Raw genomic sequence first — 25,322 nt, 5'->3', positions numbered from 1 at the left:
GGGGGTACGGGAACGGCCCCCTCTCCTAGCGCCCTCCCCCTTTTTTCTGCAACGCCCGCGCGAGGTTTTCCTGCGCCACGGCGTCCTCAGGTTTCAGCCGCACCGCTTCCTGGAACTGCGCAATCGCCGCATCCAGCTCTCCCTTTGCCAGGTACGCCTCGCCCAGGTTGCTGTACGCCTTCGCGTAACCGGGGTGCACCGAGATGGCTGTCTTGAACTCGGCCACCGCCTCGTCCACCTTCCCGTTTCTAAGCAGCGCAAAGCCCAGGTTGTTGCGCGCTTCGGCAAAGTTCGGCTTCCGTTTCAGCACGACCTGGTAATAATCGATGGCGCGCCTGTCGTCCCCCTTCAGCAGACAGTCGACGGCGAGGTTGTTGTACGCGGCGTCCAGATCGGGCTGCAGGGTTACGGCCGCCTCGTAGCAGCTGACCGCGGCGTCGATGTTCCCGGTCTCGTCGAGAAGCCTCCCCAGGTTGTACAGCGCGACCGGGTTGCGCGGGTTTATCTGCAGCGCCTTTTTGAGGTACTCCATCGCCTCCGGAACACGCCCCTCCTTGGAGAGGGCGACGCCGTAGTGGTTGTTCGCCCTGGACTTCTCCGGCGACTTGACTATCACGTCCCCCCACAGACTGAGCTGGCTCTCCCACACCGTGTTTCGCTGCCAGGTAACTACGGCAAATACACCTACCAGGAGCGCCGTCCCCCCATAGACGGCGCGCGTCGGGAGGTTGTGGCATGCGAGCAGGATGGCGGCGACAAGGGCGGTGAAGGCGCCCGCTGCGGGAAGGTAGACGCGGTGCTCAAAGATGACGTCCGCGATGGGGATGACGCTCGATTCGACGGAGAGGGTCACGAAAAACCAGAGGATCCCGAAGGCGATCATCCTCCCCAGTTCCCCCTTCACCTGCCGGTCTTCGTCCAACTCATCTCCTTTTCCGAAGCCGGAAACGGAGGAGGAGCGCAGCTGCACCATGGCGACCGCGAAGAGCCCTACCAACAGCAGGAATGAGAAGAACACCTGAGGCGCGAACAGTGAGTGGTACACCGGGTAGTCGTAATCGAGGTTCTGGTTTACCGGCAGGACCAGCAGACGCAGGTAGGTCGCGATGACGCTGAACTGGGTGATCAGGTAATCGCCGCGCAAGATGTTGACCGTCTCGCGGCTGAGCTCGTTCACGTCCGAGAGAAGCTCACCGAGAGGCTTTCCGGCCTTCAGCACGACGATAGCCGCAGCGAGAACGAAAAGTGCCGCCCCGGCGCCGAGAAGGAGGTTACGTTTCCGGCTCGGCTTGAAGAAACAAAAGTCATAGAGAAGCAGCGCCAGCGGCAGCGTCGCCGCCACCTCCTTGGTCTGTGCCGCGAGGAGTGCGAACAAAAGCGCCGCCGCGAAGTACATGAAGGAAACCAGCGGTTTTCTTTGCCCGGTCACCCCGCCCCCCCCCGGCGTAAGGAGCACCCTTCCCCGGGCGTAGCAGAACAGGGTCAGCAGGTAGAAAAGGGTAACCAGCGAGGCCAGCCGCTGCACGATGTAAGTCACCGCCTGCGTCTGTACCGGGTGGACCACGAAAAGAAGCGCGGCAAAAAGCGGCAGCAGTTCCAGGCTCCGGTGCACTTTTCCGGTCCCGAAGAAGGGGGTCCGCAGGGTCACCCGCAGCAGTAAGTAGAGCACCCACGCGGTAAGGACGTGGATGGCGATGTTGAAGAGGTGGTAGCCGAAGGGATCAAGGCCCCCCCACCGGTAATTGAGGGCAAAGGTGAAGTATCCGACGACGCGGCGGGGATTGAATGCCCTCCCCTCGCCTCCCAGGAAACGGGAGAGGTCCCTGATGGTCTCGTTGTCGATGATGGAGGGGATGTCGTCGAGGACGAACGGGGAATGCAGGGTGTTGCTGTAGGCGGCGATGCCCAGGAGCATCATCAGCAACAGGTGCACCGGGATGCGGAATCGGTGGTAAAGGGTTTCGGGGGCGGGATCAGCCGCACCGGCAAGCTTCTGCCGCTTCATATTCACCTCTACATATGCGCATTAAACATAAGTTGGCGGAGTCTAACCTTTTTCATCTCAAGTTGCAAAGAAAATGCGCGGCGAGAGGAGATTGGCGGGCCTCACTAAGGCCGTGCGGACCGCTTGTGAAGTCAGGGGCGTCTGTCGCCGTGGCGGCTTGTGCGGTCGCGGAAGTTTTTGGTGTACGCCGGGAGTTCAGACGCTATAATTCAGCACGAGGTGCCCATTAAAATCATCGCGCCCACTTTCCAAGAAATGAGGTCATCACATGAGAATTGAGGTATCCGTCGCTAACCCGTTGCAATACGAGACCCCGGCGCTGGTCGTCGGATGTTTTGAGGACGAGCAGGACCAGTTGTTTCTTGAGCTTGATGCCGCGCTCGGGGGGCTGCTCCAGCGACTTGCGGAGAGCCGCGAGTTTTCCGGCAAGAAGGGGACGTCGCGCCTCATCCACACGCTGGGCAAGTTCCCCGCCGAACGGCTTCTGCTCGTAGGTTTGGGCAAGAAAAAGGAGCTTGGCAGGGAGCGCCTGCGCCAGGCCGCTGGGAACGCGGTTCAGGCGCTGCGGACTGCGCGTGTCGCCTCTTTCGGTAGCGCGCTGCATCGTGCCGGGGAGCTTCCAGACGGCATCGAGGCGGTTGCCGTCGGCATGCTGTTGGGAAGTTACAGCTTTGATCTCTATAAGACCAAGGAGAAAGAACAGCGCTTCAGTTTCGACACGGCGACCGTGCTGGTAGCGTCGGAAGCCGAGTTGGATGAGCAGCGGCAGGCAGCCGGCCGTGCCGAGATCCTCTGCGAGGCGGTCGCGCTCGCGCGGGACCTCGTTTCCCACCCGGGGAACGTGGTGACCCCCGTCTACCTTGCCGATACCGCCAGGGAGTTGGCCGACCGAAACGGGCTCGAGTGCAGGATCTATGAGCAGGACGAGCTGGAGCAGATGGGGATGAACGCCCTCATCGGGGTCGGCAAGGGTGCGGCGATCGCGCCGCGCCTGATCGTGCTGCAATACCACGGCGGCAAGGGGCGTCCCACGGTGCTGGTCGGCAAAGGGATCACCTTCGACTCCGGCGGGATTTCCATTAAGCCCGGCGCCGGAATGGAGGCGATGAAGACCGACATGGCAGGCAGCGCCGCGGTACTTGGGACCATGGAGGCGGCCGCGCGGCTCAGGCTCCCCGTGAACCTGGTCGGTATCATCCCGACCGCCGAGAACATGCCCGATGGCAACGCATTCAAGCCGGGCGACGTCCTCACCTCCCTCTCCGGGACCACCATCGAAATCACCAACACCGACGCAGAGGGACGCCTGATCCTTTGCGACGCGCTCCACTTCGCCCAACAGTTCAAGCCTGCCGCCATGGTGGATCTCGCCACGCTCACCGGTGCCTGCGTGGTCGCCCTGGGACACGAGGCGAGCGGGCTCATGGGTAACGACCAGCGCCTAATCGACTCCCTAAGGCGTGCCGGCGAGGAAAGCGGAGAAAGGGTATGGCCGCTTCCCCTTTGGGAGGAGTATGGCGAAGTCATGAAGAGCGACATCGCCGACCTGAAGAATGCCGGGAGCCGGGACGGCGGGAGCATTACGGCGGGGTGGTTCCTGAAGCAGTTCGTCGGGGAGACCCGCTGGGCCCATCTGGACATAGCCGGCACCGCCTGGAACGACAAGCCCCGCCCCTACGCCCCCAAGGGTGCGACCGGGGTCGGCGTAAGGCTCCTGATCGAGTTTCTGCAAGCACGCTAAGCAAAGCAATGGGGCGCCCTGTCGGGCGCCCCCAGCCCCAGCCCCAGCCCCAGCCCCAGCCCCAGCCCCAGCCCCCAGCCAGCGAGCCACCAGCCTCAAACAGTGCTCCGTCGGGCCAGGCGGACCATTCAGTCGGACAGTTAGGCATTCCCGCCAAAAATTGACATCCCCCTGCCCGCCGGGTAGCCTTTAAAAGTTTTTAACCATGGGGTCACAGAACCCAGCCAGGAGCCCCCATGTCGAAAACGATCTCGGTACTGACCTACAACGTCCACAGTTGCATCGGTACCGACGGCAAGCTGTCGCCACTGCGCATCGCTGAGGTGATCGACCAGTGCAACGCGGACATCGTCGCCCTGCAGGAGCTTGACGCGGGGCTGCAGCGCACCCGGATGATCGACCAGGCCCACCTCATCGCCATGACCCTGGAGATGTCCTTTCACTTCCACTCCTCGATCCACCTGCAGGAAGGGGGCTACGGCAACGCCATACTCAGCCGGGGCAGCGTTCAGCTGATCAAGGCGGCCCCGGTCCCTACCGACCCGCTGCACCCCTCCTTCGAACGCCGCGGTGCGATATGGGCCCAAATAGAGTTACGCGGCCACAGCGTGCAGGTGCTGGCCACCCATTTCGGGCTGAACCGGGGCGAACGCGTCCGGCAGGCCCGCAGCATCACCGGCCACGAATGGCTCGCCCACCCCGAGTGCCGTCACCCCGCCATCCTCTGCGGCGATTTCAACGCCATGGCCGGCTCCCATGTCTATCGCCTGTTGACCCAACACATGCACGACGTCCAACGCGGGGTGAAAGGGCGCTTCCCCAGAGGAACCTGGCCTTCCCAACTCCCCTTCATGCGCATCGACCACATGTTCGTCTCCCGTGACTTGAAGGTACGCAACGTCTCCGTTCCGAAGACCCCTCTCAGCAGGGTCGCCTCGGACCATCTGCCGCTCGTGGTCACACTGGAGCTGCCATGAACATTTTGAAGCCGGGCCTGAACTGCATGGGTATCTACGACGCGGACGAGACAGGTGTCCTGGTCGACGCCGAGAACTATTACCGCGCCTTCTACCATACGGCTCTGGCCGCCCGGAGCTATCTGCTCATGGCGGGGTGGCAGTTCGACTCGGAAGTGCGCCTGCTGCGCGGGACGGATGAACAGGACGCGCTCGGGGGAGGCAGGTTCCTGCGCTTTCTCGATCGGCTGTGCGAACGAAATCCCGACCTGCAGGTCTACATCCTCGCCTGGGACTTCAGTGCCGTCTTCTCGCTCGAGCGTGAGTGGTTCCAGGGCGTCATCTTCAACTGGACCTCCAACAAGAGAATTCACTTCCGCTTCGACAGCAGCCATGCGCCAGGGGCGACACACCACCAGAAGTTCGTCATCGCCGACGGGGCCCTCGCCTACCTGGGTGGCATGGACATCTGTTCCTCGCGCTGGGACGACCGCCACCACATGAAGGAAAACCCGGAGCGCATCGACGTCGACGGCCACCGGTACGGTTCATACCACGACATCCAGACCTACCACACCGGACCGGTGGTGCAGGTGCTCCTCGCCCTGTTCCGGCAGCGCTGGCGCGACTCCGGGGCCGGTGAGCTGAAACTGCCCGAGGCCGGAACCCTCGTCCCGACCGTCCCGTCCGGGGCGTTCAAGATGCCGACGACGAAGGTGGCCATAAGCAGGACTGTGGCCCCCACCCCGCCCACCACGCCCCCGGAGATCCAGGAGATCCGCCGTCTCTTCGTGGACGCCATCATGTCGGCACAAAGCCTCATCTACCTGGAAAACCAGTATTTCAGTTCGCAGGCTATCTTCTGGTCGCTGGTCGCACGCATGAGCATGCCGGAGCGCCCACGCCTGCAGATCATCCTGATGCTCCCGGACCGGCTCCCGCTCACCGAGGAGCTTTTCCTCGGCCTTCCTCAGATACGCATGATCCGGTCACTGCAGCGGGTGGCGGAGAAGACCGGCCACATGCTGAGCGTTTACTCTTCCGCCCAGGCGGACCACGACGTCAGGCAGATGACCTTCATTCACAGTAAGCTCCTCCTGATCGACGACCGCTTCCTCACCATCGGTTCTGCTAATGCCACCAATCGCAGCATGGGGCTCGATACCGAGTTGAACGTCGCATGGGAGGCCTCGCCCGCGCCATGCGATGAAGAGCTGACCCACGCCATCCGCGCCCTGCGCTCCTCGCTGCTGGCCGAGCATGCCGGCCTCTTCGGCTGCGGTAAGGAAAGAAAATTCGAGGACATGGAACACCTGACCGCACATCTCGAATCCCTTGCCGACGACGACGAAGCTAGGCTGTGCCGTTACCAGCCCGATCCCACCTTTGAAAACAGCGAGCTTCCCGAAGCGCTGGAGCCAATCGCCCGCGTGGTCGATCCGGCGCAACCGGTCGACAACGAGTTCATCTTCGAGAGCTTCACAAAATCGGAGCTTGGTTCCTTCGCAAGGGGTATATTTAAGTTAAGCCAGATGCTCATCCGGCTTTGAAAACCGAGAAGGAGGACACCAACATGGCAGAAAAAACGACTAAGACAGGTGTCGAGATCGACGATCACGCATGCGATGTCAGGGTCTGGAGTCCGTCCTGTCAACGCAACGTCTACTCAAATGACAGCGAGAAATATCTCTGCGCCTCCTGCGGCACGATTCCCGATCTCAAACACGAGATGCATCACGAACACTTCCCTCACCTAAGCGGCGATACCGACGATATGAGCTGAGGGCAAAAAAAGACAGGGGCGAAATATCGCCCCTGCCGTCTGTCCCATCATATGCGCTTTCTTGTTCAGCGCGGCAAACCCGGCCCTTCTCCCGGCCCAACAGATTCCACCCGCGGCACCACCCCTTGGAAAAGCAGCCCTGCCACCTCCTGCACCTCCTCCGCAGTTACCGCCGAGATCGCTTCCAAAGAGAGTTCGATCGGTTCCGGCGCCCCCAAAAGGGAGGTTGTGTTGGAGATCCTGCGCACCTGGGTCTCGCAGTCGTCAAGCGCCATGAGCCGCGCGCAGCGGATCTGCTCCTTGGCGGCCGCCAGCATTTCCTCGCTCACCTTTTCGTCGCAAAAGCGCAGCACCTCGCCATGGCAGACGTCCACCGCCTCCTGGGCCCGCTCCGGACCGGTCCCCGCGTAGATCATGAGGCCGGCCGAGTCGGTGTAGGACGACATCATGGAATAAACCGTGTAGGCAAGCCCCCTGCGTTCGCGCACCTCGCGGAATAGGCGCGAGTTCATGCCGCTGCCAAGGATCTGGTTCAGGACGGCAAGCTTGTGACGATGCTCGTTGCCGGCCGGAGGAAGCGGGTACCCCATGTAGAAATGGGTCTGCTCCATGGCGCGCTGGTAGTGCACGTTCTGCCCGACGGCGACGCGGTACCCTTCCGAAGGCTTCCTCCCTTTCGGGGTACCGGTCGGAAGCTCCGCCAGAAGACGCGCGGCCTGCTCCACGACCTGCTCGTGCTCCACGTTTCCTGCGACGGAAACGAGGGTCGCGTTGCTCAGATAATTCCCGAGTTTATGCTCCATCAGGCGTTCCCGCGAGATGTTCCCGATGGTCTCCGCTGTCCCGAGGATAGGCGTCCCGAGCGGGTGTCCCTGCCAGAACCCCTGGTGGAACTGGTTGTAGATGAAGCGACCCGGGTTGTCCTGGTTCATCAGGATTTCCTGCAGCACGACGCCGCGCTCCTTCTCCACCTCATCCCCGGGGAGCCAGGAGTTGACGAACATGTCGGCCAGGATGTCGAAGGTCGCCGGGATGATGGAGGCGAGGGAAACGGCGTAGTAGAAGACCTCCTCCTGGCTCGTGTAGGCGTTGGCTCGGGCGCCGATGCTGTTGAACTCGTCGGTGATGCGGTCCGCGTCGCGGCTCGGGGTCCCTTTGAAGAGCAGGTGCTCTATGAAGTGCGAGGCGCCTCCGGTCTCCGGTTCTTCATTTCTGGTGCTGGAGTCGATCCGGATGCCGACGGCGGCGCTCTGCATACCCTGTATCTGCTGCGTGACCACGCGTATGCCGTTGGGAAGCGTGGTGAGTTGAAGCTTGGGGGCGGTCGAAAGGGTAAACATAAAGGCTCCTTAAGCTTGCGGAATATTTGGTTTTCGCTGGCAGCAATTATAACACGCAGGTTGTCGGGAAAACAGATGGACAAAAAAAAGACGCCTGCCGATGAAACGACAGGCGCCTGTGCTGCGTTTAAAACCTTCTGATGGACTACTTGAACTCGGCGTAGCGCGAGAGGACGAAGGCACGATCCTTCGCGTCCTTTTCGTGGCAGCCGAAGCAGTCGCGCTTGCCGTCGAGCCCGGAAGGCTTGCCGTCGGGAGTGAAGCCCACGAAACGCCAGCCGCCGGTCTCCTTGGCCTTCTTGTCACGCTGCATCATGACGATCATGGTCTTCTTGCCCGGCACCTGCTTGCCTCCTTCCTCCTTTATGGAGTAGTTGACGGCGACGAAACGGCTGCCGTCGGGGTAGTTGGCTGCTCCCGACTTGTAGGCAGGCATCGCCTTTTTGTTCACGTAGATGTAGTGGATGCCGTAGAACATGGACTTCTTGTCGGTGATCACCCTCGCCTTGCTTTTCTCCCAGTTCTCGTAGTTCCTGGGAAGGGTCCCCTGTTCAGCGGCAAAGGCAGCGCCTGTTACGCCTACCAGGGCGGCAAGAGCCAGCAAAGAAATCATTTTTTTCATTGTCGTGCCTCCGATTGATGAGAAAGTTGGTCCGTTTTCAGACATCGAGGTCCGAGCGCGGGCCCTAAAGAGATACCACGCCGTGGCGATGCTATCAAAGGTTGTATTAAATTAAGTTAACGGGAAGACGGTCCGGCTGGAAGTGCCCGATGCGGCGGGTGACCAGGGATAATCCGCCAGGTGGTCGGCAAGCTCGTCCTTGTGATAGCGATCAACCTTCTGAGCCAGGAGCACTAGGGCCATCACGACAGGCAGGGTGAAGATGAAGATCCCGGTCAGCCCCATCAGGTTCTCACCGATATAGAAGGTGACACCAAGGTTGAAGAGGATCACGCAAAGGTAGAGAAACGGCCCGTAAAGCGAGCGGAACGGGGCGGCGGCAACGCCTGCCGGGCGCCGCTTCGCGCTCCCCACACGGTCGATCCGCTGCAGGACGAAGATGAGGGCGGCACTCACGAGCCACCATCCCCAGTAGTTGGACATCGGGATGCCGAAATGGGTCCCCACCTCGCGATACCCGTAGATCCTCCCCAGAAACCAGCGGCTCCCCTGCAACGCCACCGGGTCGGTGATGATGTCCAAAAAGACCTGAAACAGCGAGCCTAAAAGCAGCACCGGGAAGGAGCGGCGCAGGCGTGCCGTCTCGAGGAGCACGAGGTCTCCCTTTAAGCGCTTTACCGGCCCAAGGACCAGAAGTGCCGTGGCGTAGCTGCAGTAGGTGAGGAAAACGTAGGAGAGCGAGTCGAAGAAGGGGACGCCCGCAATCCAGAGCTCACGGTCGCGCGTCACGTCCACGTAGTAATACCAGCCGTAGGGAAAGCCCGTGTTGATCGAGGAGTACTCGGAGGCGAAGGCGACCAGGTAGCCGCAGACGGTGAACCACGCCGTCTTCTTCCACCCTAGGTGCAGCACGGCGGTGACGAGGTAGACGGCGAAAAAGGCGAAGACGTAGGGACGCATGGTGAAGGTCCCCACCGCGATGTCGAGGATGTGGGTCATACCGGCGGGTCTCCGATGTAGTAGCGATCTTGAAGCTGCGATACGGACAGCGAAAAAGCATCGCCCCCTCCCCCGCCTGCGGGTCGAAACACGCGTGGAGGGGGAGGGGGCTGTAGATGGAGCTAAAGCGTTACACCTTTAGAAAAGCGTCCCGACGATGGTGCCTAAGACAGAGATGGGGCCGGTGTCGCCGAGCCCTTCCATGGCGCGTTCCGCCTTCTTGAGCGTTGCCGTGGTGTCGCGGTAGAGTTGGTCCTCGTTGACAAGCTTCCCGATGGTCCCCTGGCCGGAGTTGATCTTCTGGGCGATCTCCTTCACGTTTTTCGACGCGTCGCGCAGGTCGTTGTAGAGGGAGTCGTCGTGCACCAGTTTGCCCATGGTCCCTTCGCCCTTGTTGATCTTCGCGGTGATCTCCCGGACGTCCTTCATGCTCGCGTTCAGGTCCTGGGTGCCGCTTCTGAGATCCTTGATGAGGGCGGAGGCGTCGGTGTACACGGTGTCGTCGTTGACGAGCTTGCCCAAGGTCCCCTCGCCACGCTCGATCTTGCCAGCGACCACCTTCAGGCTGGACACGGCGCTGCTCGCGTCGTCGAAGAGCTTGCGGTCGTTCAAAAGCATGGCGAGCGACCCTTCGCCGCGATCCATCTTGCCGGTGATGCTGCTGATGTTGGCGATCGTCTCCTTCAGGTTGCCGCGGTTGTCGTCCAGGATGCCGCTGATCTTTTGCATCACCTCGTCCTGGTTCTTGTTCAGGTTGTTGACCAGGACCTTGGTGTCCTTGATGACGGCGGAAAGGTCGTCGACGATGATGTCGATGTTAGCGACGTCCTTTCCTCTCACCGTCCCCCCCTCCGGGAGCAGTGGCGCGTTCGGGGAACCGAAAGAGAGACCGAGGAACTGGCCCCCCAGAAGGTTCGTGAGCCTCAAGCCTGCGACGGTGTCGGTCTTGATGCGGGTACCGGGTTTCACCTCGAAATCGATCTCGATCTTGTCGTTCAGCACCACGATGTCCTTGATGCGGCCGACGTCCACACCCGCCAGGCGGACCGGGTCACCCACCTTGAGGCCGGTGATGCTGGTGAGGTAGGTCTTGTACTTGACGTTCTTCTCGAACGGGTTCCACTTCTCCCCCACCTCCAGGAGCACGCCCAGGATGATGAGACCGAACACGAAGAACATGCCGACCTTTTTCTCGACTGACAGAGCCATATATCTCTACCTCCGGAACAAAGGAAAAAACAGTTACATAAGGAGCCTGGTCAGGACATAGTCGGCGACCAGGATCAGCATGAAAGAAAGAACGACGGACCGCGTGGTGGCCTGACCGATCCCCCGCGCGCCACCGGAGGTGGCGAAGCCTACGTAGCAGCAGACCAGCGCGATGATCGCGCCGAAGACCATGGACTTGGTGAGGCCGATGCCGATCTCCTTCATCTTCAGGGCAGCGGTCAGGCTGTCGTAGTAGGTGGCGTACGAGACGAAGATCTGCGGGTGCAGGTTGCTGATGAGCGCACCGCCGACGATGCCGATCAGGTCGCCGTATAAAACCAGCGCAGGAACGCAGATGATGCAGGCGATGAAGCGCGGCATGGCGAGGTAGCGCACCGGGTCGATGTCGAGCGTCTTCAGCGCATCGATCTCCTCGTACACCGTCATGACGCCTAGTTCCGCTGCCATGGCGGAACCACAGCGCCCGGCGACCAGGAAGCTCGTCATGACCGGGCCGAGTTCACGCACCATGGAGTGCCCGACGATGGCGCCGATGATGTTCTGCCCGCCGTACTTCTGCAATTCGACGCCGGTCTGCAGCGCGAGCACCATACCCACGAAGAAGGCCATTACCGACGCCACCGGGAGAGTGTCCCAGCCGATCACCGCCATCTGCGTCAGGATGCTCGGGATGTTGCGGGGCGCCTCCCGCACGAAGTAGATGATCTTCCCCTGGAGGATGGCCATCTCCCCCAGCACCTGGTGAAAGTAGAGGACCTTCTTGCCTAAGCGTTCGAAAACTTGCGTCACTTATCACCCCATTTGGGTCCGAAGGGAAGCCAGAAGAGATTCACCCCCTCCTGACCACCGTCGCGCTTCAGGCTGATCAGTCCCTTCAGAAGTTTCAGCTCGCGCCCCTTGTCCGTCCTGCGGTAGGAGATCAGCGGGAAGAGCTCGTATGCGAGATCGTCGCCGCGCCGCTCGTGCCAGAACAGGTTCCACAAAAGACTGGAGGTGGAGTTACCCGCCTCGTCCCACCGCCTTTGATAAAGGCGCCAAAGCGGTGCCCATTCCTTTTCGATCCCGTCCTTGTCGAGGATCGGCTCGAGCAGAGCGGGGAACGAGAACGAGGAGACGCCGTCGGTGTTCTTCCGGTAAAGATAAAGGGGCCACAGTGTGGTACGGCGCCGCTGATTTCCGTCCTTGGGCCAGTACTCGCGGTTGTCACGGTACAGGAAAAAGAGCACCCGGTCCTGCTCCTGGCCGAAGATGTCCGATTTCAGTTCCTCGTGCTTGTACAGCGGCCACATGTACCAGGTCTTATCCCCTTCCGGGTAGCTCTCATGGGAGTAGAAGGGCAGGAAGGAGTCACCGTTTTTCTTCTCGCCACGTACCTTGGTGAAGAAGGGCCAGAAGTAATCCACTTCCTCGACCTTCTTACCGCGGTCCTCGGTGTAGCCGAAGAAGGGCCACAGATAGCTGCGCGAGGTCCTCTTGGGAGAGTCGGTCGAGGCGTACAGCGGGAAGATGAACTTCTTCTCGGTCGGGTTGTCGGTGTTGAGCCCGGTCTTTTCGGAGGTGTAAAAGGGCCAGAGCACGAAGCGCTTCTCGTACACCCCGGTCTTGTGCGACTGCCCGTAAAGCGGGAAGACGTCGAAGCCCGACTCGTTCTCGCCGGAAGTGGTTGCGAAGATGGGCCAGAGGTAGTGCCTCGTCGTGGTCCCCTTCTTCACGGTGCTGCCGTAAAGCGGGAAAAGGACGAAGTGATACTCGTCACGCCAGAAACGCTCGTAGATGTCGCCGTAAATCGGGAACAGGGCGCGGTACGGTCCGTACTTCTCAGACTCCCCGGAGACGTAGAACGGAAACAGCATGGTCGACGATTCGCGCTGCGGTTCCGCTTCCTCTTTCCGGAAGGTGGAGGTCCTGAAGAGCTGCAGCACCTCGGCGTTCCCGGTCTCAGGTGTATTCTCACTCGACGCCACGGGATAGAGGTAGTACGTGGAACTTGCCTTCTCCCTGGTATTGCTGGTCCGGTAGAACAGCGGCCTCAGGGCCAGGTCGCGGTTGTCCCCGCTTTTCTGGTACTTGAAAAGTGGTCCGAGAATCGAGAGGTTGCTGTAACGCTCGCGGGGGCTCTCGCGGTAGTCCACCAAGGGCCACAGGGTGAAGATGGTCCCTTCCTCCTGCTTAGCCTCCTGCTTAGCCTCCTGCTTAGCCTCCTGCTTAGCTTCCTGCTTAGCTTCCTGCTTAGCTTCCTGCTCGGCGTGCCCTGGCGCTGAGAACAGCAGCAAGGCCAACAACGCAGTTATGGACGTGACGGAGCGTGTCATGAACCTCTTGGGACCACCTCGATTGAAGATACAAGGTCGGATAGTAACTGCTGCAATTACGCTGAGTCAATCAAAATGTACTATTGAGTACGTTACAGTAGTGGCGCCGAAAGACAATTACTTCAAGTGACACAAGGGCTTCACATCGCTCGACTCACCGTCAAAGTTATGCCACTCACGTTGAAAATGTCCAGTCATCCGGCAAAAAGAGCGAGGCAGGAAACTGTCTGTCTCCTGCCTCGGCAAGTCTCTCTGAATGTAGCTTATGCTTGATCAGTACTTGCTGTCAGCGTAGTCGACCCATCCGCCGGCGAGAACAAGCGCCTTGTCAAAGGGAGAGATCTCGAACTGCATCGACTCCTCACGTCCCCCCCCTTTGATAGTGAGCGAGGTGTTGGCAACGTCTACCTCTATGGTGGCGTCTGCGGCGTCTGCGAAGGTGAAGAGTCGGTCGATCTGCCCCGGCGCAAGCTCGATGGCGGCCATGCCGCAGTTGAACATGTTCTGGCGGAAGATCCTGGCAAAGGACTCGGCGATGACCACGTGGATGCCGTTCACCTCGAAGACCCACGGTGCATGTTCGCGGGAGGAGCCGCAACCGAAGTTGGCGCGGGTCACCACGGCGCCGGCGCCGAAGGTTTTGTCGCTCTTCGGGTCGAAGCCCGGGAGCTTCAGGTCCTCGAGGAGGTAAGGCTTCAGGTCCTCCTTGGTGATCTCGGTGAGATACTTGGCCGGGATGATTTCATCGGTATTTATGTCGCTGCGGTCCAGGAAGAGGGCCGGGCCACCAAATTTTTTCATGTCAGTCTCCTGTAAGCGGGCACACCCCGCGATTCGTTGTCAATTGTCAATCGTCAATTGATTACAGATACTTGCGCGGGTCGGCAAGTTTCCCTTCGATGGCGGAGGCGGCGGCGGTAGCCGGCGAAAGCAGGTGCACCATGCCACCCTTCCCCATCCTGCCCATGAAGTTGCGGTTCGTGGTGGAAGCGCACACCTCGCCCTCGGCGAGAACGCCGTTGCTCATGCCGAGGCAGGCACCGCAGGTCGGGTTGGTGACGCAGAAGCCGGCGTCCATGAAGATCTGGATCAGCCCCTCGGCGACCGCTTCCTTGTAGATCTGCGGGGTAGCCGGGGAAAGGATGCCGCGCACCGTCGGGGCAATCTTCTTCCCCTTGAGGATCTGGGCGGCAACCCTGAGATCCTCGATGCGGCCGTTGGTGCAGGAACCGACGTAAACCTGGTCCACCGGGGTCCCGGCCATCTCTTCGATGCTCTTCACCTGGTCCGGCTTGTAGCCGAAGGTGCAGAGCGGGGTGAGATTGGAGAGGTCGAGGTCGATCACCTTGTCGTACTCGGCATCGGCGTCGGAAGCCCACTTGGCGTACTCGGCGACGGCCGCTTCCTTGGAGGCGAAGGTGTCGGAGATGAAAGGCCAGAGGTAGTCCACGGTGACGCGGTCCGGTGCGCAGATGCCGGAGGTGCCGCCAGCCTCGATGGCCATGTTGCACAGGGTCATCCTGGATTCCATGGTCATGGCGTCAACGATCGGGCCGCCGAACTCGATGACGCGGTCGGTGGCGCCGTTCACGGTCAGTTCGCTGATGACGCGCAGGATGGCGTCCTTAGCGTAGACCCCCTTGGGCAGGGTGCCGTTCAGGTTGATCCTGATGGTCTTCGGCTCGCGGAAGGCGCAGACCCCTTTCAGGATGCCGACTTCGAGGTCGGTGGTGCCGACCCCGGCCGCGAAGGCGCCAAACGCGCCATGGGTGCAGGTGTGGGAGTCACCCATGATGACGGTGTTGCCGGGGCGGATGAACCCTTTTTCGGGGAAGATGGCGTGGCAGACGCCGTTCGCGCCGATATCGAAGAAGTCCTTGATGTCGTGGCGGCGCGCCCAGTCCCTGAGCATCTTGGCCTGGGTGGCGGTCTTGGAGTCCTTGCTGGGCGTCACGTGATCGATGACCGCCTTGATCTTCGTGGTGTCGAAGACCCGGTCCTTACCGCGCGCCATGAGGTCGGCGATCGCGATCGGCGTGGTGATTTCGTGGCACATGACCACGTCGATGCCAAGCACTTTGGTTCCTGCAAAAGGCTCATCAACCAGATGGGCCGCGAATATCTTTTGAGCCGTTGTCATACCCATAAATAGCGCTTCCTTTTGAGTTTGAAGTGTTTTTACCAGTCGCCAAGATAATAAAATAAGAGCAACAAATCAAACTAATAATTGTTCAATGTTATTAAACATTTGCCTGCTCGTATAGCCATGCTATAATGGCCGCCTCAATCCAACAGGGAGCCGCGTATGCAACTTCGTTTCAACAGGACAAACAGCGAAATCGACAAGATGATTGATGATCTGATGGAGAAGGCGGGCGGGGTGCACCACCCCGAGCAGACGCGCGAGATGATCATCGCCGCGCTCAAAGCGGGACAGGACACGAGCTACCTTGCGGACCTGAAGCTATTGAGCAACACCATGAAGGAGATGCGTTATACAACGACGGTCTTCGCACCCTACCGGCAGAAGAAGAAGGTAACCATCTTCGGCTCGGCCAGAACGCTCCCCGAAGAGGAGATGTACAAAAAGTGCATCTGCTTCAGCCGCCTGCTGGCGGACAAGGGGTACATGATCATCACCGGCGGCGGTGGAGGCATAATGCAGGCAGGCAACGAGGGGGCGGGAAGCGAGTGCTCCTTTGCGGCGAACATCAAGCTCCCCTTCGAGCAGAGCGCCAACCCGATCATGCTGAAGAACCCCAGGCTCATCACCTACAAGTACTTCTTCAACCGCAAGGTCGCCTTCGTGAAGGAATCCGACGCCATCGCGGTGTTCCCGGGCGGGTTTGGAACGCTGGACGAGGCGATGGAGGTCTTCACCCTGGTTCAGACCGGTAAAACCTCCCCCAAACCCCTGGTTCTGGTCGACGACGAGGAAGGTTACTGGGAACACTTCTTCCGTTTCATCAAAGAAAGATTGCTGGTTAAGGGGTTCATCTCCGCCGAGGATTTCTCCATCTTCACCATCACCAAGAGCTGTGAAGAGGCGGTCCAGGTCATCGACGAGTTCTATACCAACTATCATTCTATTCGCTTCGTGAACGGCGAGCTCATTATCCGTCTGACCAAGGTCCTCACCCTCGAACAGATCGAGATGCTGGAGAACGAGTTCCCCGAATTGAGGTTAGACGGCAGCCGCATCGAGCTCATTAGCGCGCGACCCGAGGAGGCCGACGAGCCGGACCTGCTCGAGCTGCCGAGGATCGCCTTCCGATTCCACCACCAGCACTACGGTCTGCTGATCGCCTTCATTAGGCGCTTGAACACCTTTTAGTCGGGCAAATAAGAAACAATTGTTTTGAAATATTTGCTTGACAAGGTTATTACACGATGTTAATTTTTATCCCAGCAGCTAGTTCTGGAAGTTTGCCGCGCCGAAAAGCCAAAGGGTTATCAACACTTTGAGCCATTTCCAGCCAAAGAACCTTCCGGAAATTGCAGCATCAAACGTAGATCCGGCAGAGACCCGGAGGTTAGAAAAAGGAGGCAGGAAAATGGCACAGGGCAAGGTTAAATGGTTCAACGACGCGAAAGGGTTCGGTTTCATCGAGCAGGAGAACGGCGAGGACGTATTCGTGCACTTCTCTGCCATCACCGGGGACGGCTTCAAATCCCTGGCTGAAGGGGAGGCGGTCTCCTTCGACGTAACCAACGGGCCGAAAGGTCTGCAGGCTGCAAACGTTAAGAAGCTGGGCTAAGGCTTAAAGCATCGAACGTAGAAGGCCCCGCCGGGATACCGGCGGGGCCTTTTTTTGTTTGCTGCCCAGAGACAACAGTTGGATAAGACAGCCGCGACCTCTAGGGGCGAATGATTATTCGCCCGTGCACCTTGCCGTCTGCAACCGCCTTCTACCTCCCAAGAGCAGCGTTAGACCGTCCCCTCAAAGAAACCGCCCTCAAGCGTCTTGCCCCCTGCCGCATTACCGCCGCGGACATAAAGAGCAGCAGCATCAATGCGGCCATCGGGTGCTCGACGGCGAAGATCAAGGGGAGCAGCATCCCACGCACCCCGCTTTTCATCCATTCGTGGCCGGCGATCACATCGGCGATCGGCGGGCTCAGGCGGCAGTACGCCGAGACGAAGAGCCTGCCGGGCGCGTTGGTCATGAGCCAGTGATCGCGGAAGGCCCGCAGTTCGGCGACTTTCGGATGGAGGTAACTGCCGTAGGCCGCCGTCGCGATGAAGCACCCACCCCCGCCTCCGCCACCGCCACCACCGCTTTGGGCCGGGATGGTGAGACGGTTGGCATCCAGCACCAGTCCGTCGTTGCCAAGTCCGGTCCCGTCGGTCACCGTGACGTTGTCCGCCGGGAAAGCCGGGGAGACCGCCACAGGATCGCTCAAGTCGCCGTTGCCGTTGTTGCAGGCGATCAGATATACGACATCGCCCGCCTCGAAAAGCGGGACCGTTATGCTCTGGGTCGAGGCGTTGTAAGGGTACTCGGTGATACCCGAGGTCCCGATCTTTTCAGCTGCCACCACCACCGAGGCGGGCAGGCTCGTGAAGGTGATCTTCAGGGTGCCGCCTGGATTCGCAGGCAGGTACTTGTAGACCTGGAAGGTGTATGGGGTCGGCAAGGAGATGGCGGGCGCGGGTATCGTGCCGTCGACCGTATTGATCTGGGCCGGCGGGACCGTCGGGATAAGCTGCAGATCGATCAGGTGACTTTCCCAGTCGTGCATGAGCATCCGCTTCGCGAAGCCGACGAAGTTGTTGCCGATGTTGCCCTGAAGGGCGGTGTCAAGCGACGGGATAAAGGGGATCTCAATGCCTAGATCGGGTGAACTCGTGTTGTTCGGCCGGGGCTGCGCCGCGAGATCGGTCCAGACCGCCCTGATCACGGTGCGGCTTTGCTGCAGCTCGGTTAGGTAACGGTTGAAGATCCAGCGCCCATACTCGGTGCCCCCCCTTACCCCGGCGTTGACCGCAACGGTCCCCACGCTCGACATGTAGGCCCAAAGGTAGTCGTAGAGCTGGTTGCCGGAATCGTACACCTCGTCCTCCATCCACGTGGAGGTCATCTCGGCGAAGGCGGTATCGAAATAGGCGTTGTACCCGAACTGGATCGCGTGGTGGAACTCGTGGGCCGCTGTGATCCTAAGGCTCGTGATCGGGGTGTAGGGACTGAATATGGGCGATGCGAAGGAGCGGTCTATCTGGATCCAGCTAGAATAGGAGACCGAGCTGCCGGTAACCGGCGCCGAGTCGTTCTGGGTGTAGCCGTAGACCCCGTCCGTTGCCAGGTCCTGCAGGTAGACATCGTAACTCGCGTCGGGGGGGGGATGGTACCCCATCTTCTCCACTTCGACGCTGTAGACGTATTCGAACACACCGGCAACCGTCTCGACCCAGTCGGGCACGCCGTTGCCGTTGTTGTCGGTGGTGTCGACGGCGTCACCGCCGCTCGTCGTGTAGTGGATGGTGAAGTGCCCGCCGACCGGGGTGCAGGTCTTCTCCTTGCTGAGCGAGGGGCGAGCGAGGTACTTGGCCAGCACCTTCTGGGTGGGGGCCTCGAGCCGGCTCCAGTCCTTTTTCAGCTGTCTGAAGAACCCGGTACGGCACCTTTCAGCGTGCGTCGTCTGGGACTGGACCGAGCTCAGCGCCTTGGCGACACTCGCCTCATGGCCGAACCTGGCAAGGTAATAGTCGTCGAGAGCCGCCGCAGAAGCGAAGGCCGGAAAGAGCAGTGCCGCGCAAAGCGCAGATGCAAAGAGTCTTTTTACCACTAGTCCACCATCCTTTTGCCCACTCGAAGCGGGACCAGTTTTGTTGCGCCCACCTCAACCTTCACCTCGACTCCCTGGTTGCCTACCCGGTAGGTGCCGACCGGGAGTACCGCCACATAAAAGCCGTTACCGTCGGTATCCACCGTCGTCACCAGCTTATCCCCGGCAGCGATGGGAACCGGAAGCAGCGGCACCGCATGGTACCCAGCGGCGGGGCGCAGCTTTCCACCGTACGACTGCACGAAGCAGACCCCCGCGATCGCCCCGGTGCCTTCGGTCAGCGCCACCTCACGGATCCTCTCCTCGTTGGTCTCCACCACGGGACGGAACCCGGCGCGCACCGCCACGAAGGGGACGAAAGGCTCTCCCGCTTTGCCGGCGGCGAACCCCTTGCCGTCGAAATGGAAGAAGGACCAGAGTTCGGAAGGGCGCTTGGCGAAGGCATGCGCAGTCAAAGCGGTAAGGGCTACTGTCAAAGCAACAAGAGCTAGACGTCTGAGACCGTGCATGTGAATCACCTTGATACTGATCGGATGGGAAGCGAAAAACATGAAGGGAAATGCTGATAGCATTACACGAGGCGGCAGCAGAATTACAGTAAAAAAATGTAAAGACAGGAAAAGGAAGCCAGGCGGCTTCCTCTTCCTGTACTGCGGTTCAGAGTGTGTTGCGGAACGACTAGAGAGATTCTATTTCGCGATCGGTAGCGAAGTAGAGCCGGTTCAGCGCATCGATGTACGCCTTTGCCGAGGCCTCGATGATGTCGGTGGAGGAACCGCGCCCGACGACCGGGTTGCGCTCCCCCTCGGTGATGCGGACGGTGACCTCGCCGAGCGCGTCGGTGCCGCCGGTGATCGAGCCCACGTTGTACTGAAGCAGCTGCGCGTCGCGCTTGGCGAGTTTCTTGATCGCCTTGAGCGTTGCGTCTACCGGGCCGTCGCCGAGCTCGGCCGTTCTCACCTGCATGCCGTCGATCTCCATCTGGACCGTTGCCGTGGCGACAGCAAACGAGCCACAGGTGACGGTGATGTGGGAGAGCTTGTACTTCTCGTCGATCTTCTTCGCCTGGTCGGCGACGATGGCGTCCAGATCCTCGTCGAAGACCTCCTTCTTCAGGTCCGCAAGCGCCTTGAACCGGGTGAACGCCTTGTTCAGCGCGTCATCGTCCAGTTCGTGTCCGAGTTCCTCGAGCCTCTTCTTGAACGCGTGGCGCCCGGAGTGCTTGCCGAGAACGAGCGCGCTCGCCTTGAGGCCGACCGACTCAGGCGTCATGATCTCGTAGGTCGACTTGTCCATCAACATGCCGTGCTGGTGGATCCCCGCCTCGTGGGCGAAGGCGTTCGCGCCGACGATGGCTTTATTCTGCTGCACCGCAATGCCGGTCACCTGGGTGAGCAGGCGGGAGGCCGGGGTGAGTTGCTCGGTGACCACGTTGGTCTTGAAGGGGAGGATGTCGCCGCGCGTCCTGATCGCCATGACGAACTCCTCGAGCGAGCAGTTGCCGGCGCGCTCGCCGATGCCGTTGATGGTGCACTCGACCTGTCCCGCGCCCGCCTGCACGGCGGCGATGGAGTTGGCCACGGAAAGGCCCAGGTCGTTGTGGCAGTGAACGGAGATGACCGCGTCGTCGATGTTCTTCACGTTGTCCTTCAGGTACTTGATGATGTTGAAGTACTCGAAGGGGATGGTGTAGCCGACCGTATCGGGGATGTTGACCGTGGTGGCGCCTGCGTCGATGACCGCACCCACCACTTCGGCGAGGAATTTGAGGTCGGTGCGCACCGCGTCCTCACAGGAGAACTCCACGTTTGCGGTGTAGGAACGCGCCCTTTTCACCCCCTTGACCGCCGCGTCCAGCACCTGGGCGGGGGTCATCTGCAGCTTGTACTTCATGTGGATGTCGGAGGTGGCGATGAAGGTGTGGATGCGACCCTTCTCCTCGGCGTACTTCAGGGCCTCCCAGGCGCGATCTATGTCCTTGAAACCGGCGCGGCAAAGACCGGCGATCTCCGGCCCCTTGATGGTCTGGGCCACCTTTTGCACCGCCTCAAAATCCCCTTCCGAGGCGATCGGGAAGCCCGCCTCGATGACGTCGACGTTCAGTTTCTGAAGCTGCCTGGCAAGGCGGAGTTTCTCCTCGATGTTCATGCTGGCGCCCGGGGACTGCTCCCCGTCTCTGAGTGTCGTGTCAAAGATCTTGATGGTTTTCGGTTCCGTGTTGTTCACTTGCGCTCCCCCTCTTAGTGGTTGTGCTGCCTCGTTAGCCTGCTCTCCCTTTCAAAAACCGACAGGCCGAAAATGAAAAAGCCTCCGCCCCAGTAAGGGGCGAAGGCTCTAAAAGCTTCCGCGGTACCACCCTCATTCATCCGCCCTGCGGCGGACCTCGTTGTCCCCTTTACGCGGGGTTTCGGCCATGGCTAGGAGCGACGCGTTCTCAGTAGAACGGGTGTTCTTCACCACGACGGCTCGAAGGCGAGTTCACCTGCTTCCTCACCGGTTTGCACCAACCACCGGCTCTCTGTAGGGGAAGGTATAGGCTACTACTCCTCGTCATTGCCTTTACATTACGGGAGATAATAGAAAACGCTCGAACCCGTGTCAAGCCTTTTTGTTTTATTTTCCGACACCACCCTACTAAAACGGCGTTGCCCATAGTGGACAACGCCGTGTTTTTACCATCGAGCCGCCGGAGTGCCGTCCCGTCCTACGGTCATCAACGTAGAACCTTGAACGCAGAACGTTGAACGGGTTTACAGGTTCTTCTTCCCCTCGTAGACCCGGTGCATGGCGCGTTCCAGCCTGCGCCTGCGCGGGTAACCGATGACGAAACCGATCGGGCCGGAGAGGATGTAGCAGATGAAGATGGTGAAAAGCATCACCACCGGCTCCGCCGCGATCACGATGAGGAGCAGCACGGCGAGCACCAGGATGGCGAAGGGCTGCCTCTTGATCAGGCTCGGGTCCTTGAACGAGTAGTATTTGACGTTCGAGACCATGAGGAGCGCGAGGAAGTAGATGAGCACCAGGATGGCGAGCTTGTTGTACGAGGCGGGCCACCCCATGTGGTAGAAGAAGAGCACCATAGCGGATACCATGCTCGCCGCGGCAGGGGTCGGCAGCCCCACGAAACGCTTGCTCTCCACCGTCTCCACCTGGACGTTGAAGCGCGCAAGCCTCAGTGCCGCGCAGGCGAGGAACAGGAAACCGGCGAGCCAGCCAAGGCGCCCGAAGGGTTTCAAAGCCCAGCAGTACATGAGAAGCCCCGGAGCGGCGCCGAAGGAGACCACGTCGGCAAGCGAGTCGAACTCCACGCCGAACTTGCTGGCGGTCCCGGTGAGGCGGGCCACCTTGCCGTCCAGGCCGTCGAAGATCGACGAGGCGAGGATCCAGAGGGCGGCGGTGCGGTAGTCGCCGTTCACGGTGGAAACCATGCAGTAAAAGCCGGCGAAGAGGCTCCCGGCGGTGAACAGGTTGGGAAGGACGTAGATCCCCTTGCGCATCCCTTCCCTTTCTACTTTTGGTTTCTCTTCACTCACGGCAGTATCCCCAGTACGGTCGCACCGGCGACCGTTTTCTGTCCCATGACCACGTCGATCTTAGTGCCGAGCGGCAGGTAGACGTCGAGCCGCGAACCGAAACGGATCAAGCCGTACCTGCGGCCGCGGGTCAGCTGGTCCCCGGGCTTAGCGTAGCAGACGATGCGCCTTGCGATGAGCCCGGCCACCTGCACCACCACCATCTTGAGCCCGGAGGCGGTCTCTAGGACGAGCCCCTGCTGTTCGTTCTCGAAGCTCGCGCGCTCGTCGCGCACGTCGTAGAACTTACCCTTGTTATAGAAGCCGTCCACCACCTTCGCGGTCAAGGGCGCGCGGTTCACGTGGACGTTGAAGACGGACATGAAGATGCTGATCTTCTCCATCTCGGTCGAGGTGTGCGGCTCGATCACCTTGCCGAGGAAGATCACCTCGCCGTCGGCCGGTGCGATCACCTTGTTCTCACCGGCAGGGGTGGCACGTTCGGGGTTTCTGAAGAAGAAGACGGAGAACAGGGCGAGCAGCGCAAAGAGGGCTGCCGGGAAGAAGAAGCCGCAGTGCAGGAACTGCCCCATGACCGCGAAGACCGCGGCCACAGCGGCGAAGCCTGCTATGAACGGGTACCCCTCGACGGCGATCGGGGTATTGGTATTGCGCATCTAGTACCTCTGGTTGAGTGATTGTCGCGGACAACAAAAAGGCCGTTTCCGGGCGTCCGCGCAGCAAAGCGGGAGTATAGCCCGAAAACGGCCCATCATGCAATGAAAAGAAGCTATTACCCCTTCCACCCCTTGGCGCCGCGGCCGATCACCACGGGGCCGGTGCTGACCAGTTCCTTGAGCCCCAAGGGGCGCAGGAGCTCGATCATGGCACCCACCTTGGCGGGGGTACCGGTTGCCTCGAGCGTGTAGGACTTGGGCGTCACGTCGATGACCTTGGCGCGGAAGATGTCAGCGATCCTCAGGACCTCGGCGCGGCTTTGGTCCTCGGCGGCGACCTTCACGAGCACCATCTCGCGCTCGATGGCGTTCTCCGCCTCGAAGTCGATGACCTTGATCACGTCAATCAGCTTGTTGAGCTGCTTGGTGATCTGCTCGATGATCTGTTCGTCACCGCGGGTGACCAGGGTGATGCGGGAAAGCGCCTCGTCGTTGGTGGGCGCCACGGTAAGGGAATCTATGTTGAAGCCGCGGCCGGAAAAGAGACCGACCACGCGGGAGAGAACGCCGAATTCGTTCTCCACGAGCACAGCTATCGTATGTTTCATCGTATCCTCCATGGGCAGGCAGTTAGCTAGCAAGAACCATCTCGGTCAGCGAAGCGCCGGCCGGGACCATCGGGAGCACCTTCTCCTCGCGTGCGACCTTGAACTCCATCAGAACGGGGCCCTTGATGGAGAACCCTTTCTTGATCACGTCGTCCACCTCGTCCACCTTGGTCGCCTGCAGACCGGTGGCGCCGAAGGCCTCGGCGAGCTTGATGAAGTCGATGGGAAGTTCCATGCAGGTCGAGGAGTAGCGCTTGTCGAAGAAGAGCTCCTGCCACTGGCGTACCATGCCCAGGAAGTTGTTGTTCAGGATGACGATCTTTACGTTGAGACGATTCTGCACGATGGTGGCGAGTTCCTGCATGTTCATCTGGAAGCCGCCGTCGCCGCAGATCACCATGACCTGACGCTCGGGGAAGCCGGCCTGCGCCCCCATGGCCGCCGGGAGGCCGAAGCCCATGGTGCCGAGGCCGCCGGAGGAAAGGAGCGTCCTCGGTGCGGTGAAGCCAAAAAACTGAGCCGTCCACATCTGGTGCTGCCCGACGTCGGTGGCCACGATGGCGTCCGGGTCGGAGAGCGCCCGCAGCCTCTGGATCACGTACTGCGGCTTGATGGTGGAGGTGGTCTGCTTGTAGGACATCGGGTGCTTTTCCTTCCACTCGTCGATTTCGGCGCTCCAGGTGGCGACCGCCTGGCGGCACCCTTCGGCGTCCGGGCCGATTTCGTCTACGATCTTCAGCATCTTCGTAAGCACGTCGCGCACGTCGCCTACGATGGGGAGATCGACGCGCACATTCTTCTTGATCGAGGTGGGATCGACGTCGACATGGACGATCTTCGCGTGCGGCGCGAAGGAGGCGATCTTGCCGGTGACGCGGTCATCGAAACGGGCCCCGATCGCAATCAGCATGTCGCAGTTGGAAACCGCCATGTTCGCGTAGTAGGTGCCGTGCATGCCTAAAAGCCCCAGCGACAGCGGATCGTTCTCGGGGAAGGAGCCAAGGCCCATGAGGGTGGTGGTGACCGGGATGGCGAGGCGTTTCGCGAGCGCCACGAGTTCGGCCGAGGCGTTGCCGAGGATGACGCCGCCCCCCACGTAGATCACCGGCTTCTTCGCCTGCATGATCGCGGCGACCGCCTTCTCGATCTGCTTCGGGTGACCCTCGACGGTCGGCTTGTAGCCGCGGATTTCCACGGTATCGGGGTACTTGAACTCGGTCTGGGCGACCTGGACGTCCTTCGGGAGGTCGACCACGACCGGGCCGGGGCGGCCGGTGCGGGCGATGTAGAACGCCTTCTTCATGATGGTCGCGAGATCCTTCACGTCCTTCACAAGGAAGTTGTGCTTCGTGCATGGGCGGGTGATGCCGATGATGTCCGCCTCCTGGAAGGCGTCGTTGCCGATGAGGGCGGTCGGCACCTGTCCGGTGATGATCACCATCGGGATGGAGTCCATGTAGGCGGTTGCGATACCGGTGATGGTGTTGGTGGCGCCGGGGCCCGAGGTGGCGATGGCGACACCTACCTTGCCGGTGGCGCGGGCGTAGCCGTCGGCCGCGTGAACACCTGCCTGCTCGTGCCTAGGCAGTATGTGCCTGATCTCCTTGAACGAGAAGAGCTCGTCGTAGAGGTTGATGACCGTCCCGCCGGGATAGCCGAAGATCGTGTCGACCCCCTCCCGCTTGAGACACTCCAATAGAATACGTGCACCGTTCATCTTCATGCGATGTCCCCCTTGCCGCGGCAG

Annotated in this window: 22 protein-coding genes and 1 other annotated feature; of the genes, 6 read left to right on the top strand and 16 right to left on the bottom strand. The window is 60.6% G+C overall.

Annotated features, from left to right (window positions below):
* Nucleotides 1–25: 25 nt before the first annotated feature.
* Nucleotides 26–2,005: a tetratricopeptide repeat protein gene (locus E4633_RS15395; protein ID WP_135871498.1), complete on the bottom strand. Its 1,980-nt coding sequence runs from the start codon at nucleotides 2,003–2,005 to the stop codon at nucleotides 26–28.
* Between the two features lie 268 nt (nucleotides 2,006–2,273).
* On the opposite strand from E4633_RS15395, the gene E4633_RS15390 reads away from it, so the two are divergent.
* The 4 genes from E4633_RS15390 (at nucleotide 2,274) to E4633_RS15370 (ending at nucleotide 6,485) form a co-directional block, all read left to right on the top strand.
* On the top strand, nucleotides 2,274–3,746 hold the full coding sequence (locus tag E4633_RS15390) for a leucyl aminopeptidase (RefSeq protein ID WP_135871496.1): 1,473 nt from the start codon (nucleotides 2,274–2,276) through the stop codon (nucleotides 3,744–3,746).
* A gap of 236 nt (nucleotides 3,747–3,982) precedes the next feature.
* The gene (locus E4633_RS15380; RefSeq protein ID WP_135871493.1) at nucleotides 3,983–4,723 is read left to right on the top strand and encodes an endonuclease/exonuclease/phosphatase family protein; all 741 of its coding nucleotides are present in this window, start codon (nucleotides 3,983–3,985) and stop codon (nucleotides 4,721–4,723) included.
* Nucleotides 4,720–6,252 (top strand): phospholipase D-like domain-containing protein, encoded by a 1,533-nt coding sequence (locus E4633_RS15375; RefSeq protein ID WP_135871491.1) that lies wholly within the window; start codon nucleotides 4,720–4,722, stop codon nucleotides 6,250–6,252. Before E4633_RS15380 ends, E4633_RS15375 begins: the two co-directional genes overlap by 4 nt.
* Nucleotides 6,253–6,275: 23 nt before the next feature.
* Nucleotides 6,276–6,485, top strand: a complete 210-nt coding sequence (locus E4633_RS15370) for a hypothetical protein (RefSeq protein ID WP_135871489.1) — start codon at nucleotides 6,276–6,278, stop codon at nucleotides 6,483–6,485.
* Between the two features lie 65 nt (nucleotides 6,486–6,550).
* Here E4633_RS15370 and E4633_RS15365 read toward each other — a convergent pair whose 3' ends face one another.
* The 8 genes from E4633_RS15365 to E4633_RS15330 all read right to left on the bottom strand — a co-directional run bounded on the left by E4633_RS15365 (nucleotide 6,551) and on the right by E4633_RS15330 (nucleotide 15,134).
* On the bottom strand, nucleotides 6,551–7,825 hold the full coding sequence (locus tag E4633_RS15365; protein WP_135871487.1) for a M16 family metallopeptidase: 1,275 nt from the start codon (nucleotides 7,823–7,825) through the stop codon (nucleotides 6,551–6,553).
* 145 nt (nucleotides 7,826–7,970) lie between these two features.
* The gene (locus E4633_RS15360; RefSeq protein WP_135871485.1) at nucleotides 7,971–8,447 is read right to left on the bottom strand and encodes a cytochrome P460 family protein; all 477 of its coding nucleotides are present in this window, start codon (nucleotides 8,445–8,447) and stop codon (nucleotides 7,971–7,973) included.
* Between the two features lie 111 nt (nucleotides 8,448–8,558).
* Nucleotides 8,559–9,446 carry a carotenoid biosynthesis protein gene (locus tag E4633_RS15355; RefSeq protein ID WP_135871483.1) on the bottom strand — a complete coding sequence of 296 codons (888 nt, stop codon included), beginning with the start codon at nucleotides 9,444–9,446 and terminating at the stop codon, nucleotides 8,559–8,561.
* Nucleotides 9,447–9,584: 138 nt separating this feature from the next.
* Nucleotides 9,585–10,655: an MlaD family protein gene (locus E4633_RS15350; protein WP_135871481.1), complete on the bottom strand. Its 1,071-nt coding sequence runs from the start codon at nucleotides 10,653–10,655 to the stop codon at nucleotides 9,585–9,587.
* 33 nt (nucleotides 10,656–10,688) lie between these two features.
* Nucleotides 10,689–11,465 (bottom strand): MlaE family ABC transporter permease, encoded by a 777-nt coding sequence (locus E4633_RS15345; protein WP_198419455.1) that lies wholly within the window; start codon nucleotides 11,463–11,465, stop codon nucleotides 10,689–10,691.
* On the bottom strand, nucleotides 11,462–12,988 hold the full coding sequence (locus E4633_RS15340) for a hypothetical protein (RefSeq protein ID WP_135871479.1): 1,527 nt from the start codon (nucleotides 12,986–12,988) through the stop codon (nucleotides 11,462–11,464). The genes E4633_RS15345 and E4633_RS15340 overlap by 4 nt, the downstream gene beginning before the upstream one ends.
* Nucleotides 12,989–13,261: 273 nt before the next feature.
* Nucleotides 13,262–13,789, bottom strand: coding sequence for a 3-isopropylmalate dehydratase small subunit (locus tag E4633_RS15335; protein ID WP_135871477.1), 528 nt, complete (start codon nucleotides 13,787–13,789; stop codon nucleotides 13,262–13,264).
* A 61-nt stretch (nucleotides 13,790–13,850) separates the two neighbouring features.
* Complete coding sequence (locus tag E4633_RS15330) at nucleotides 13,851–15,134, bottom strand: 3-isopropylmalate dehydratase large subunit (RefSeq protein ID WP_135871475.1); 1,284 nt, start codon at nucleotides 15,132–15,134, stop codon at nucleotides 13,851–13,853.
* A 159-nt stretch (nucleotides 15,135–15,293) separates the two neighbouring features.
* Between E4633_RS15330 and E4633_RS15325 the strand changes: the two genes are divergently transcribed.
* Together E4633_RS15325 and E4633_RS15320 are read left to right on the top strand one after the other, a co-directional pair.
* The gene (locus tag E4633_RS15325) at nucleotides 15,294–16,322 is read left to right on the top strand and encodes an LOG family protein (RefSeq protein ID WP_135871473.1); all 1,029 of its coding nucleotides are present in this window, start codon (nucleotides 15,294–15,296) and stop codon (nucleotides 16,320–16,322) included.
* Between the two features lie 220 nt (nucleotides 16,323–16,542).
* On the top strand, nucleotides 16,543–16,746 hold the full coding sequence (locus E4633_RS15320; protein ID WP_135871471.1) for a cold-shock protein: 204 nt from the start codon (nucleotides 16,543–16,545) through the stop codon (nucleotides 16,744–16,746).
* Nucleotides 16,747–16,897: 151 nt separating this feature from the next.
* On the opposite strand, the gene E4633_RS15315 is transcribed toward E4633_RS15320, so the two are convergent.
* The 7 genes from E4633_RS15315 to ilvB form a co-directional block, all read right to left on the bottom strand.
* Complete coding sequence (locus tag E4633_RS15315) at nucleotides 16,898–18,775, bottom strand: MXAN_6640 family putative metalloprotease (protein ID WP_135871469.1); 1,878 nt, start codon at nucleotides 18,773–18,775, stop codon at nucleotides 16,898–16,900.
* Nucleotides 18,775–19,284, bottom strand: coding sequence for a hypothetical protein (locus tag E4633_RS15310; RefSeq protein WP_135871467.1), 510 nt, complete (start codon nucleotides 19,282–19,284; stop codon nucleotides 18,775–18,777). The genes E4633_RS15315 and E4633_RS15310 overlap by 1 nt, the downstream gene beginning before the upstream one ends.
* 169 nt (nucleotides 19,285–19,453) lie before the next feature.
* Nucleotides 19,454–21,001, bottom strand: coding sequence for a 2-isopropylmalate synthase (locus E4633_RS15305; protein WP_135871465.1), 1,548 nt, complete (start codon nucleotides 20,999–21,001; stop codon nucleotides 19,454–19,456).
* A 92-nt stretch (nucleotides 21,002–21,093) separates the two neighbouring features.
* Nucleotides 21,094–21,338, bottom strand: a binding site (T-box leader).
* Nucleotides 21,339–21,525: 187 nt separating this feature from the next.
* Nucleotides 21,526–22,275 carry a CDP-diacylglycerol--serine O-phosphatidyltransferase gene (gene pssA, locus E4633_RS15300; protein WP_162605011.1) on the bottom strand — a complete coding sequence of 250 codons (750 nt, stop codon included), beginning with the start codon at nucleotides 22,273–22,275 and terminating at the stop codon, nucleotides 21,526–21,528.
* 32 nt (nucleotides 22,276–22,307) lie between these two features.
* Nucleotides 22,308–22,967: a phosphatidylserine decarboxylase family protein gene (locus E4633_RS15295; protein ID WP_135871461.1), complete on the bottom strand. Its 660-nt coding sequence runs from the start codon at nucleotides 22,965–22,967 to the stop codon at nucleotides 22,308–22,310.
* A 116-nt stretch (nucleotides 22,968–23,083) separates the two neighbouring features.
* Complete coding sequence (ilvN, locus tag E4633_RS15290; RefSeq protein ID WP_129126365.1) at nucleotides 23,084–23,575, bottom strand: acetolactate synthase small subunit; 492 nt, start codon at nucleotides 23,573–23,575, stop codon at nucleotides 23,084–23,086.
* 22 nt (nucleotides 23,576–23,597) lie between these two features.
* Nucleotides 23,598–25,298 carry a biosynthetic-type acetolactate synthase large subunit gene (gene ilvB / locus E4633_RS15285; protein ID WP_135871459.1) on the bottom strand — a complete coding sequence of 567 codons (1,701 nt, stop codon included), beginning with the start codon at nucleotides 25,296–25,298 and terminating at the stop codon, nucleotides 23,598–23,600.
* Nucleotides 25,299–25,322: the final 24 nt, after the last annotated feature.

It is taken from the genome of Geomonas terrae (assembly GCF_004791675.1).
GTDB classification, from domain to species: domain Bacteria; phylum Desulfobacterota; class Desulfuromonadia; order Geobacterales; family Geobacteraceae; genus Geomonas; species Geomonas edaphica.
The sequence above is the reverse complement of the archived record's forward strand: the minus strand, read 5'-3'. Positions and strand labels throughout refer to the sequence as shown.